The organism is Alphaproteobacteria bacterium, assembly GCA_033344895.1.
Lineage (GTDB): Bacteria > Pseudomonadota > Alphaproteobacteria > UBA8366 > Aestuariispiraceae > Pacificispira.
This window is the reverse complement of the sequence record JAWPMN010000001.1, coordinates 4,586,532-4,598,969: the sequence shown is the minus strand read 5'-3', so window position 1 is coordinate 4,598,969 and position 12,438 is coordinate 4,586,532. Positions and strand designations below refer to the sequence as shown.

12 protein-coding genes are annotated in these 12,438 nt (G+C 60.2%); 4 read left to right on the top strand and 8 right to left on the bottom strand.

What is annotated here, in order from left to right; all coding sequences use genetic code 11:
• Positions 1–22: 22 nt before the first annotated feature.
• A complete protein-coding gene (locus R8L07_21755) occupies positions 23–436 on the bottom strand; it encodes a MerR family transcriptional regulator (protein MDW3208168.1) in 414 nt (137 codons plus the stop codon).
• 75 nt (positions 437–511) lie between these two features.
• Here R8L07_21755 and R8L07_21750 point away from each other — a divergent pair, with 75 nt between their 5' ends.
• The 3 genes from R8L07_21750 (at position 512) to R8L07_21740 (ending at position 3,356) form a co-directional block, all read left to right on the top strand.
• Positions 512–1,300 carry a glutaredoxin domain-containing protein gene (locus R8L07_21750; GenBank protein ID MDW3208167.1) on the top strand — a complete coding sequence of 263 codons (789 nt, stop codon included), beginning with the start codon at positions 512–514 and terminating at the stop codon, positions 1,298–1,300.
• A 134-nt stretch (positions 1,301–1,434) separates the two neighbouring features.
• Positions 1,435–2,109 (top strand): cytochrome c biogenesis protein CcdA, encoded by a 675-nt coding sequence (locus R8L07_21745; protein MDW3208166.1) that lies wholly within the window; start codon positions 1,435–1,437, stop codon positions 2,107–2,109.
• Positions 2,106–3,356: an MFS transporter gene (locus R8L07_21740; GenBank protein ID MDW3208165.1), complete on the top strand. Its 1,251-nt coding sequence runs from the start codon at positions 2,106–2,108 to the stop codon at positions 3,354–3,356. Before R8L07_21745 ends, R8L07_21740 begins: the two co-directional genes overlap by 4 nt.
• Positions 3,357–3,557: 201 nt before the next feature.
• Here the strand turns inward: R8L07_21740 and R8L07_21735 are convergent, their stop codons facing one another.
• From R8L07_21735 to cueR, 5 genes are all read right to left on the bottom strand, one after another.
• Entirely contained in the window at positions 3,558–3,983 is a 426-nt protein-coding gene (locus R8L07_21735; protein ID MDW3208164.1) for a hypothetical protein, read from the bottom strand.
• Between the two features lie 391 nt (positions 3,984–4,374).
• Positions 4,375–5,277 (bottom strand): hypothetical protein, encoded by a 903-nt coding sequence (locus tag R8L07_21730; protein ID MDW3208163.1) that lies wholly within the window; start codon positions 5,275–5,277, stop codon positions 4,375–4,377.
• 71 nt (positions 5,278–5,348) lie between these two features.
• The gene (locus R8L07_21725; GenBank protein MDW3208162.1) at positions 5,349–7,013 is read right to left on the bottom strand and encodes an acetolactate synthase large subunit; all 1,665 of its coding nucleotides are present in this window, start codon (positions 7,011–7,013) and stop codon (positions 5,349–5,351) included.
• Positions 7,014–7,191: 178 nt separating this feature from the next.
• Positions 7,192–7,626, bottom strand: coding sequence for a cytochrome c (locus R8L07_21720; GenBank protein ID MDW3208161.1), 435 nt, complete (start codon positions 7,624–7,626; stop codon positions 7,192–7,194).
• Positions 7,623–8,015: a Cu(I)-responsive transcriptional regulator gene (gene cueR / locus R8L07_21715; GenBank protein ID MDW3208160.1), complete on the bottom strand. Its 393-nt coding sequence runs from the start codon at positions 8,013–8,015 to the stop codon at positions 7,623–7,625. Before cueR ends, R8L07_21720 begins: the two co-directional genes overlap by 4 nt.
• A 123-nt stretch (positions 8,016–8,138) precedes the next feature.
• Between cueR and R8L07_21710 the strand changes: the two genes are divergently transcribed.
• A complete protein-coding gene (locus R8L07_21710; protein ID MDW3208159.1) occupies positions 8,139–10,295 on the top strand; it encodes a heavy metal translocating P-type ATPase in 2,157 nt (718 codons plus the stop codon).
• Here the strand turns inward: R8L07_21710 and R8L07_21705 are convergent, their stop codons facing one another.
• Both R8L07_21705 and phaZ read right to left on the bottom strand, forming a co-directional pair.
• Positions 10,296–11,120 (bottom strand): VCBS repeat-containing protein, encoded by an 825-nt coding sequence (locus R8L07_21705; GenBank protein MDW3208158.1) that lies wholly within the window; start codon positions 11,118–11,120, stop codon positions 10,296–10,298.
• Positions 11,121–11,130: 10 nt separating this feature from the next.
• A complete protein-coding gene (gene phaZ, locus R8L07_21700) occupies positions 11,131–12,390 on the bottom strand; it encodes a polyhydroxyalkanoate depolymerase (protein MDW3208157.1) in 1,260 nt (419 codons plus the stop codon).
• Positions 12,391–12,438: the final 48 nt, after the last annotated feature.

Genomic DNA, 12,438 nt, shown 5'->3' with positions numbered 1-12,438 from the left:
CCACAGGCCGGTAGAGCCGAAACTATCGGTTCATTGGCTCAAATGACGCAAGAATTGGACAACGTTCCTCCGCCCCAGAAATGCACGAATCAGCAAGTTTCTTCAAGGCTCTACGTGCATTCCTGAGTTCCAGAATCTTGGCATCAAGCGCTTGAATACGGATCGTAGCCATTTGATGGGCTTGCGCTCGGTCGTTGGTTTCGTCGAGCGCAATCAGCTTTGCGATCTCGTCGAGCGTGAATCCTGCTGTTTTCGCAGCTCGAATGAACTTCAATGTCCGAAGGTGCTCGCCTCCATAGCGCCTTGTTTTTCCTTCGCCGGTTCGCCCTAAGGGCCGTTCCGGAGTGTCCAGGAGACCGAGCCGCTGGTAGAAACGGACGGTTTCAACCCCGACACCACATGATTGCGCAAGGACGGATATAGTCATGTGTTTCATATCTTGACTCCGTACCTATATACGGCAGGTACAACGCCGGCACTTCGTATCATACCCCAACTAGTAGGTGCCAACATGAACATCGTATCAAAACCGAATCCCACCTCAGCAGTGCTCTACCGAATGGTGACCGATGAGCACTTATGTCCGTTTGGTCTGAAGGCCAAAGATTTGCTTCGCCGTAGCGGATATGACGTCGATGATCGCTTATTGCGATCCCGAAAGGAAGTCGACGCGTTCAAGCAAGAACACGATGTCAAGACCACACCTCAGGTCTTTATTGGAGAAGAAAGAATTGGGGGGTATGACGACCTGCGCCGACATTTAGGCAAGTCGGTGCCGGAACCGGGTGCGACTAGCTACAAACCGATCATCGCGCTCTTTTGTATAACGGCCCTAATGGCCATGGGTACAAGTTTCGCTGTTCACGGATCCCCACTGACCGTCCAAGGTATCGAGTGGTTCATTGCGTTCAGCATGTCGGTCCTCGCCCTGCTAAAGCTGCAGAATGTCGAAACCTTTTCGACGATGTTTCTGAACTATGACCTGCTTGCACGGAAATGGGTTCCGTACTCTTATATCTACCCCTTTGCTGAAGGGATCGCGGGCGTTCTCATGATTGCCGGGGCGTTGAATTGGCTTTCTATTCCATTGGCCTTTTTCATCGGTAGCGTCGGCGCCATCTCGGTGTTCAAGGCCGTGTACATTGATCGGCGGGAGCTCAAGTGCGCCTGTGTTGGCGGGTCGAGTAACGTGCCACTCGGATTTGTTTCTCTCACGGAAAACATCATGATGGTCGCAATGGCAGTATGGATGGCATTGGGGCTTGCCGGAGTCACGTTCGCAACTGGGCACGGCATGTAGCTGACACCTAATTCGGCGGGCCGGTCTCCTCTTCCCTTCATTGAGCATTGACCGGCCCTACGCTACTTGCTCCCCATTTGTAGGAGGCGAAATTCGCTTGACCTTCCACCTGCTGGTAGCCGCACAGTTGTTGGATGACTGGTCTTTCGTTTCATACTCTGATCATCTTACCTGCTGGCCTCGGTCTTATTGGATTCGTCGAGCCCTGTACAATCGGCGGCCACTTGATCTTCCTAGGTACGCAGCCAGGTCAGAAGCGCGTCCAACAAACCAAGGCCTTTATCACCTTCGTCGTTACTAGAACCACCGTTGCCGGCGGATGCGGTGCTCTGATCGCATTACTTGGTCGGTACATTATCGATGTTCAGACAACTTTTAGGATCGTGTTCGGCATTTTGTATGTATGCCTCGGGGCTGCTGCTGTTTTTGGAACTACGCATTATCTAAAAGCTTCCATAGACATCGCTCCCAGGTCTTGGCGCAATGCTACGAGCCCCTTAACTCTCGGGTTGGCGTTTGGACTGAACATACCGGCTTGTGCCGCCCCGATCCTATTTGGCTTGCTAACTATGGCGGCCACAGGCGGTACGGCTGCCTCCGGCTTTGTAATGATGGCCGTTTTTGGCTTGGCCATGTCTCTACCGCTGGCTTTGTTCATCTACGTGCCGCGAGTAACGTGTTGGCTGACCTTGGCCGGTGGTTACATGCGACGGCGACGTTCGGTTCTGGCTGCAACCTTCTTTGTGTTGGGCGTATGGTCAATTTGGTTCGGCCTCTATGTAGACCCTGAAAACTGGTCAGGGAAATGACAGTACGCCGTCGTTTTGCCAGCGTTGCGATGGCCGGTGTCACATTCCAGGCTGGATCGTCCGCCGTAGACTCCTCGACTATTGTTGCGGCCCTAGTTTTCCAATTGACCGGCAGCTCTATTCTTGTCGGCGCCGTAACTACGATTCTCCGAATTGGTTGGTTGTTCCCACAACTCTTCGTTGGCTTTCTTGCGCAGCGAGGTGCAGACAGCCGGCGTTACTATATGATTGGCGCCTTCGGGCGCGCCCTTTGCATCGGTTGTATAGCGGCAACCCTGTTCTACAGTGCGGATTGGAAGGCCCCCTGGCTAGGTGCCGCAGTGATGACCCTCTGGACCGCCTATGCCTTTGTCAGTGGGATCGTAGCCGTCCCATATAATGATATTGTCGCCCGGGCGGTGCCGTCCGAGCTGCGAAGTCGGCTGTTGGCGACCCGGTTTTTCGGCGGTGGCGTCCTGGCGCTAGGTGTCGCTTATCTTGCCGACAGGCTCCTTGCCGCCCAGATGTTTCCAGTCTCCTACGCCGCACTGTTCGCTATTGCGGCCGGGCTGATGCTTATTTCATCTATCGTGTTTGTTACAATGGGAGAACCTCCGCAAGCCAAAGGCAGCTTAAAAATTCCGAGCTTTCACATCTACTTACTTGAAGGAAGAAAAGTCTTCGTAAGAGATAAGCAATTTCGAATGTTCGTTTTTGCCCAGTGGTGCGGTGGTGCTGTTATGATGGCGATGCCTTTTTACGTGGTTCATGTCGCCGAGTTGGGGTTTGATCTACAGCGGGTAGCTATTCTGCTTGGTGCCCAAACAGCAGGCGGTCTAGTTTCGAACGTACTTTGGGGCTGGTGGGGTGATGCTCGCGGCAAAGGTAGCTTGCTTCAAGGGATAACCTTCTTACGCATCTTGCCTCCCTTCGCGGTGTTAATTTTCTCATCTGGCGCGATGCCTAGCGAAATTGATCCATTCGTAATATTTGCGGGCGTTTTTTTCGTTCTCGGTGCGTTGGCAAATGGCCTGACGATCGCGGTCATTGGCTTCCTGATGGATATTTCACCCGAGGCGCTACGCCCCGCTTATAGCGGCTACTTCAATGCCCTTACGACACCCGCCTATCTTTTCCCTCTGATTGGCGGAGTCATTGCGGATTCTGGTAGCGCCATAGCGATCTTTACAATTTCCGCTTTAGCCGCAGCCGCACAATTCGGATTAGTCAGAAGCATTATGAGATCGCCTGTACAAGCCGGCCATTGAGTCCGTTATGGGTCAAAACCCGGCAGATTAACTCCACAGGGCAGCCCGTCCGCTTGTGCTTTCGTTTCAGACTGATCCGTATCGTGCGCCTGCAACAATCGGCATGCCCCAGCGAACTCTACGCTGCGGCGAGTCCGGTTCTGGTGTCTTTTCAGACCGCCCGAGATCTCGACTGAACATTGACGCTCGTTCGGTGCCGGGTCAGGAGGCCGGGTCCGGGGCTGCTTTCTTCGCGATCTCCGGCTTCATTTCCCAGGATTGGCCGGCGGCGACCAGGCAGCTGATCCCGTCGGGGCGGGTGATGACAATCGTCCAGGATCCCGAGTCGGAGACGAACAGTTCGGCGACCATGCCGCTGCCCGTCACGCCGTATCCCGCTTCGGTCTCGTTGAACCCGATCTTGAGGCGTTCGACCACGGAGTCCCGCAGACCGCAGGCCGCCGCTTGTGCATCCGCGACCTTGAGCGGCCAGGCGAGAGCCAATGCCGCCACAAACGCCGCGGTCACCAGGCTCAGACGGGTCGCCTGCCACGGGGCGCGTGCCGTCGCGTCACTTGCGGCTGAATTCGGACGAATGGTGTTGTACGGAGAGTTCCGGTCCGTGAATCCGATGTCTGAGCGTGTCATGGCGTTCTCCTTTCCGGACCGGATCGGAACCGAACGGGTCCGAACCGACCCACTGCCATGGCGCATTCTGCGCCGTTTCGCCTACGCTCCCTGCTGATGCACGTCCTCTTTTGCGGTCCCGACACTGTCCCATCGAACCATGGCCGTGCGGGGCCGACCCTCCTGCCAATGTCTCCGCCGATGTCACTGTCGATGTCTCCGTCGACCTAGCGAGACATGTCTTTACATTGATGTTGGGACGATTCTGGTAAAGTTCGAGTAAATATATTCGCCTTGCCGAAAATGTGATCGGCGCCCTCGGCTCCCGGTCAGGGAAATTTATAATTTGGTTTCAGATAGATAGGGGCGATATCCGACGCTTGAGATGCGCGCCCCGACGGTCTTGGTGCATTCAGGGGGCGCCCGGGACGGTCGCGTCCAGGGCGGCGGTCAGGTCCTGCTGCGGGCTGCGCATACAGGCATCATAGATCATCGGCATCAGATCGCGCCGGTCGTCCAGTTCCGCAGGGCTCAGATTCCACGCCGCGCCCTTGGCCGTGTAATAGCCGAGCACGAAGTGAACCAGCATGGTGAACTCATTGGGATTGCCCTTGAAGGGATTCGGCGGGCGACCGAAAACCGCGTCGCAGGATCCGCCGAACATGACACCGCCTTCAACTGCGGGCCGGTCGGGCAGGGGCGCGGGAATCGTGTTCGACAGCGCCTCCAGAAAGCTGGCCTCCGGGTCATCCAGGCAATGCTGCCGGAGCCCCGGAATGACATCCCGCCGGGTTGCGATTTCGTTGACGCCGAGTCCGTTCGGGGATGCCGCGCTGTAGAAGCCCAGGGCGAACATCGCGACCCAGGGCATTTCCTCTTCGGGGCGGCTGTAGACCCTTTCGCCGGGCTGGAAGAGCGCACCGCAGCGGTCTTCATAGAATGCCCTGTCCGGGACTGCCCTGTCCGGTGCCGTGCCGGCGGCCGGGTTTGCGGTCAGGAACCGTGCCAGGGGTCGCCGCCCCTCCGGCGTGATGGCAAAGGTTCTGGTTTCTGGCGGCAATCCCGCCGGCGGCTCCACCGGCCGCAACCAGCCGCGCGCCGCCAGCTCTGACCAGAAGGCGTGGTTTGCCGACCCGTCGACGGTCATCAGAACCGCATCGCCGGATCGAAGCGCCTGCGGCAGCGTTGCCTGGTCGCCGGGCGTCAGTGCCTGCCAGCGTTCGACCAGCGCCGTGTCCTCCTGGGCGATGGCGGGCGCGACCGGACACAGGCAGACACACGCCGCGAGGGCTGCCATACGAACTGATTTCAGCATGTCGCCTCCGTCGGAAAATCGATTTCGGCGGACCCTACGCGTCGCGGGGCAGGGGGACAATGCCCGCGCCTTTACAGGGCGACGCTGACATTCCCCAGCCGCTCCGACAGGCGCATGTTCTCGGAGTAATCGACCGGAATCGCGATCAGGGCGGGGCCGTCCTGCTGGAACGCCTCCTCCAGGGTCGGAATGATCTGATCCGTCGCGGTGATCTCCCGGCCCCACATGCCGAAGCTCTTCGCCAGCTGGACGAAGTCCGGATTGTTGAAGGCGAGGTCCGAATGCTTGCCCTGGAAGCCGTTCTGCTGCTTCCACTTGATCAGGCCGTATTCGCCGTCGCACCAGACCATGGCAACCACGTTCAGCTTCCGGCGCACCGCGGTTTCCAGTTCCTGCACATTCATCAGGAAACCGGCATCGCCGGAAATCGACAGGACCTTTCTGTCCGGATACGCCATCTTTGCGCCGATCGATCCCGGCATGGCGAAACCCATCGTGCAAAATCCGTTGGAGATCAGGCAGGTATTGGGCTCCTGACACTGATAGTGGCGCGCGATCCACATCTTGTGCGCCCCGACATCGGACAGCAGAATGTCGTCGGGCCCCATGAACTGACGGACATCCCACAGGATCTTCTGCGGCTTGACCGGGACGGCGGTATCGTCCTTCTCGGCGGAGAACTCGTCCGACATGATCCCGCGCAGCTTCGCCCGGTCGTGGATATCGAACAGGGGCAGGCGGTCCTCGTACATGTCATTGACCGCCTCGTTCAATTGCCACAGGGCGTCGGCCAGATCCGCGACGACTTCCACAGTCGGCTGATAGTCGCGGTCGACTTCCGCGGGCCAGAAATCGATATGGATGATCGTCTTGTCGTCCTTGTTGGTCCGGTTCCATGCCGCCGGACCGTATTCGACCAGATCGTAGCCGCAGGAGATCACCAGATCGGCATCGTCGAAGGCAAGGTTGTTATAGTCGCCGGAGCCCAGCCCCATGGTGAAGAGGCAATGCGGATCGTCCATCGGCACTGCGCCCTTGCCCATGAAGGTATTCACGACACCGATCCCGGTTTTCGTCGCCAGGCGATAGAGCTGCTTTGCGGCGCGTTTCCGGATCGCGCCATTGCCTGCCAGGATGATCGGCTTCCGGGCCTGGCCGATCAGGCGTGCGGCCTCCGCAATCGCCTTGTGGTCGGCGGCCGGGCGGCGGACCTTGTTGATGCGGATCGGCTTGTCGTCGATTTCCTGCTTGGCGACATCTTCCGGCAGTTCGATCACCGTGACACCGGGCTTCTCCTGCTCGGCCACCTTGAACGCCTTGCGAACCACTTCCGTGATGTTCTTGGCGGAGACGATGGACTGGGCCCATTTGGAGATCGGTCGCATCATCGCGACGGAATCCATGTTCTGGTGGCTTTCCTTGTGCAGCCGGTTGGTGGATCCCTGACCGATAATAGCGACCACCGGGGCGCGATCCATGTTTGCATCGGCCAGACCGGTGACGAGGTTCGTTGCCCCCGGGCCCAGTGTCGACAGGCACACGCCCGCCTTGCCGGTCAGGCGGCCATAGGCATCCGCTGCGAAGGCGGCGGCCTGCTCGTGCCGGCACAGCACGAAATCGATGTTGGAATTCATCAGGGAGATCATGACATCGGCGTTTTCTTCGCCGGGTACGCCGAATATCCGTTCGACCCCTTCGGATTCGAGACATTGAACGAAAAGGTCGGAGGCTTTCATCTGGCTTTTCCCTTCAGGACTTCGAATTTGGGCACCTGCCGAATCCGTCCGGATCGAGCAGACCGGGTGCGGGCGGCGAGAGTCCCTGCGGATGTCTCAGGCCCTGGCAGTTTCGGACTTCCGGCCGCAGGGTGGCAAGTAAACCATCGATGACGTGGATGGACAAAGCCGCAGCGCGCTACTGACGGCTCATTTTGTCGTGGCGCGCCCGGATTTCCGCAGGCCAGGTGCTCTTGATGTAGGACAGTACGGCGATGATCTCTGCGTCGGTCAGTTTCTCAGCATAGGCCGGCATGTCGGTCTGGTAGTCCTCGCCGGCAAATTTCTGCAGGCCGTATTTGGTGATGTCGAACAACTGGCGTTCGCTGTGATGCCATGTGTGCCCGGTTTCGTCATGGGGCGGGGCAGGCATTCTTCCATTGGCCTTGCGCTGCCGCCAATCCGGCTCGCCTTCCAGTTTTGCCCCATGGCATGCCGCGCATTCCGACTGATAGATCACGCTGCCGAGACCGATGAAGTCTTTGTCGTCGGGCAGGAAGAAGGTTTCGGCCGATGCGGCCGCGGTCGTCATTGCAAGAACGGAAGCGGCGGCAAGTGCCATCCGGCAAGTCATGGTTTGTCTCCGGCAAGGTTTTCCAGGATTGGACAGGACGGGCGGGAATCTCCGTCGCAACAGTGCACCAGATGCGACAGCGTATCGCGCATCGCGTTCAGCTGCCGGATCTTCGCGTCGATTTCCACCAGGTGGTTCTGCGCCACCGCCTTAACCTCGGCGCTGGTCCGGTTCTCGTCGGTGTAGAGGCCCAGAAGCGTGCGGCAATCCTCGACCGAGAATCCGAGGTCCCGCGCGCGTTTTACGAAGTGCAGGAGCTGCACGTCCTCATAGCTGAAATCGCGATACCCGTTGTCGCAGCGCGTCGCGGACACAAGGTCGATCTGTTCGTAATACCGAATTGTCTTGGCGGGCAATCCGGTCAGTTTGGCCGCGTCCGATATGTTCATTTTCCGCCCTCCAGGTGCCGAAGGAATTTTTTTTAAAGCTTCCACCCACTGGAGGGTCAATACACCTCTTGACCTTCCAGTCACTGGAAGCCCCATCTAGGGTGGCGAAAGGAAGGTGGCAAGATGGCTATCCAAGAATTCGACATTGATGGAATGACCTGTGCCGGCTGCGCCCGCACAGTGGAAAAGGCTCTTTCCGGCGTGCCTGGCGTGGCACAGGCGACGGTAAATCTGGCGCTGGAGCGCGCCCATGTGGAAGGCGATGCATCCAGCCAGGATCTGATTGCGGCGGTAGGGCGCGCGGGCTATGCCGCCTGGCGCAGGGAGGATATCGATCCGGAAGAGCGAGAGGCGGCAGTTCGCGCCGAAACCCGCAAGACATGGCTGTGGCTCGGTCTGTCTGCCGTTCTGACGGTGCCGTTCCTGGCGCAAATGATCTTCATGGTGCTCGGGCTTCACTGGATGATGCCTTACTGGCTCGAGCCTTTGCTGGCTGCGCCGGTCGTCTTTGGCGCAGGGTTCAGGTTCCATAAGGGGGCGCTTCATGCGATCCGGTCGCTCAGCGGGACCATGGACCTGCTGGTCTCCATCGGGACGGGGGCGGCGTATTTCTATTCGCTGTGGTTGGTCCTGACCCTGGGGGCGCAGGCTGAGGGACATCTCTATTTCGAGGCCGCCGTCGTCATCATAACGCTGGTCCTGTTCGGGAAGCAGTTGGAGGCGCGCGCCAAGGCCGGTGCCAGCGAGGCAATCCGTGGGTTGATGGCATTGCGCCCGGACACCGCCCGGCGGGAGACCGCGTCGGGGGGCGAAGAGACTGTGGCCATCGACGCCGTGGCGCTGGGCGACGTCCTGATCGTGAAATCCGGGGAACGTATCCCGGTCGACGGCCACGTGGTCGGCGGTGGTTCCGATGTTGATGAGTCTCTCGTAACCGGGGAAAGCGTGCCGGTACCGAAAGGGGTGGGCGACCCGGTGATCGGGGGCGCGGTCAATGGCGATGGTCTCTTGCGCATCGAGGCGACCGCCATCGGCAAGGATACGACCCTGTCGAAGATCACGCGATTGGTCGAACGGGCGCAAAGCGGCAAGGCGCCCGTCCAGAAACTGGTCGATCGGGTCAGCGCCGTCTTTGTGCCGATCGTTCTTGTGATCGCGATTGGCACCTTCGCCGGGTGGATGATTGCCGGTCAGGGGTTTGAGCAGGCAATCATTGCGGCAGTCTCGGTCCTTGTGATCGCCTGCCCCTGTGCCTTGGGGCTCGCATCGCCCACAGCCATCGTGGCCGGAACCGGGGCCGCGGCACGTGCCGGCATTCTGATCAAGGATGTCGATGCGATGGAGCGCGCCATGGGCATCGATACCGTGCTTTTCGACAAGACCGGCACGCTTACACGGGGCAAGCCCGAACTGGTGGCGGGATCGGATGACGCGGAAGCCCTGCGCGACGCGGTTATTCTTCAGCGTGGCAGTGAGCACCCGCTGGCCAATGCCTTCCGACAGGCATTTGATGGCAACATGGACGAGCTGCCGTCCCCGGATTCCTTCCGCAATCACTCCGGTGAAGGGATAACCGGTACGGTCGACGGACGGGCCCTGGGGCTGGGCAATCGGGCCCTGATGAAGCGAATGAAAGTCTCCCTGGCAGCCGAGGATGAAAGCCGAATCCACGCGCTGGAGGAGAAGGGCAGTACGGTTGTCCTGATGGCGCAGGATGGCCGCTTGCGCGCCATTTTCGGCCTGGCCGACACACCGCGGGACGGTGCCCGGGCGATGATTGCCCGGTTGAAGGGTCGCGGACTTCGCCTCGGCATGATTTCAGGCGACAGCCCGGCCGCTGCCAGGCATGTGGCTGAAATGCTGGGGCTCGATGATGTCGAGGCGCAGGTGAAGCCGGACCGGAAGGCCCGAACGGTGCGGACCTATCAGGAAAACGGCAGCCGGGTTGCCATGGTCGGTGATGGTATAAACGATGCGCCGGCTCTGGTTCAGGCGGATCTTGGGATCGCCATGGGCACGGGGGCGGAGATCGCCTTGGATGCCGCGCCAATCACGCTGATGCGGCCAGATCTGGACCTCGTGGCGGGTACTCTGGAAATCTGCCGTCGTACGGTCTGGAAGATTCGGCAGAACCTGTTCTGGGCCTTCATCTACAATGTGATCGGTCTGCCGCTGGCGGCATTCGGGTATCTCAGTCCCGCCATTGCCGGGGCGGCCATGGCGATGAGCTCGGTCAGTGTGGTCACAAGTTCGCTGCTGCTGCGGCGTTGGCGGCCCTGATCACTGTTTCTCGGGATAGGGGCGGGTAATGGTGCGATTCAGCCCGCCCCTGACCGGGACCTTAACAAAGTTTCCAATCAGTTCCAGGTCCCCCGATATTTCGCGGCGCATCTTGTAGGCTGCGATTTCCCGGAAATCGCCCCCGGCCATGGAAAGGGCCACCAGTTCCTTGCGATCCTGACGCGGCAGCAGGAGGTCCGTAACCCCGTCGCCGTCCCAGTCCGTCGCCAGGGCCAGTCCCAAAGCCCGCGAGCCGATTGCGTGGGTCGAGTATCCTGCCCTTCGCGATTCCTCGACCAGCCTGTCGGATGCCCCATCCCAGCCATACAGGATCAGGATGCCGCCGATATGCGGCGTGCGGATGACGGCAATTTCCTGCGCCCCGTCGCCATCGAAATCTGCCACGCCGGCCGGATTCAGCCACCGGTTCGCCGTTCCGATAGGCGCTGCCTCCGCCACTGGTTTCACGGCGCCGTCGCGGACGGAGAAAAGGGTGATCGTGGCGCCGAGATTGCTATAGGACCGGATCGTCAGAATTTCCGGTGTGCCGTCGCCATCGACGTCTGCAATGCGCGGGGTCAGGTCTTCGAAGACACTGTCTTCCGGCAGGTCATAACGGTAGGACTTGCCGTCCTGCTCGACGATCAGGCTGCCGGCTTCGATGGCGTCCCCCAGAATGCCGTGGGCGTAGCGCTCGGTTGGCGTCGCGTACCAGGCCTTCAGGCCCATGCCCTCGGCGATCGCGCCGTCGGGCAGCATTTCCTGCGCGGCGACGGGCAGGGACAGGGGGAGGAACAGGGCGAGGGCCGGGAGCAGACGGATCATGCCCGCCAGTCTAAGCCGCGTCCTGTTTGACGTCACCTGCTTCCATTCGGCGGACGAAGGCACCGATTTTCGGACAGATCTGCTCGCGCCAGCGGCGGCCGTTGAAGATGCCGTAATGGCCGACCTGTGGCTGCATCAGGTGCTCGCGCAGGGCTTCCGGAATGTTCGGGCAGATGTCGTGTGCCGCTTCGGTCTGGGCCGGGGCGGAAATATCGTCCAACTCGCCCTCGACCGTCATCAGACCGATATCGCGAATCGTTTCCGGGCGCACCAGGCGACCCTTCCAGGTCAGTTCACCCTTCGGCAGCGAATGTCGACGGAAGACGTGATCGACCGTCTCCAGGAAGAAGTCGGCCGCAACATCGGCGACGGCCATGTATTCGTCATAGAAGGCCCGCGTGCGGTCGGCGGATTCGCCGTCCCCCTGCACCAGATGCTTGAACATCGACCAGTGGGCGCCGGCGTGGCGCGCCGGGTTCATCGACCAGAAGGCGCGCAACTGCAGGAATCCCGGATAGACCTTGCGATTGGCGCCCGGATAGCGGGCCGGTACGCGATGGATCACGTTGCTTTCGAACCAGGACATCGACCGGTTTTCAGCGACCTGGGTCACCACCGTGGACGCCGCGCGGGTATCGACCGGGCCGCCCATCAGGATCATGCTCGCCGGGCAATGCGGGGCCTTCTCTTCCGCCAGCAGGGCCACCGTGGCCAGCACCAGTGGAGCCGGCTGGCAGACCGCCATGATGTGGACCGGTCGCGGGTCCTCGGCATGCAGATGGGCCAGGAAATCCATCAGGTACTGCATGTAGGCGTCGATGCCGAACCGACCCTCGGTTTTCGGCACCTGGGCCGCATCGTGCCAATCCGTCACCCAGACTTCATTCTCTTTCAGCAGCGCACGGGCGGTATCGCGCAGCAGCGTCGCGTAGTGACCGGACATTGGCGCGACCAGCAGAATACGCGGCTGTTTCCGATCGAATCCAGTCTTGCGGAAACGCACGAGGTCGCCGAACGGCTGGCGCACAACCGGCTCGATCTCGATCGGCTGCGGCTTTCCGTCAATTTCGACCGTTTCGATGTCCCATTCCGGCTTTCCGCGTTCTGCCAGCAGACTTTCGACGACGCCGGAGCCTGCTGCCATCATGCGACCGAGAGGGGTCCAGCTAAGAGGATGGAACGGGTTCACGAAGGTCAGGCGCGTCGCCTCCGCCATCAGACGGACCGGCGCCAGCGCACGGGATCGCGCATCGTACATCGAGTAAAGCATCGAGAATCCTTAATGGTTCGAAACCGGCTCGAGTGTACCGACATATAT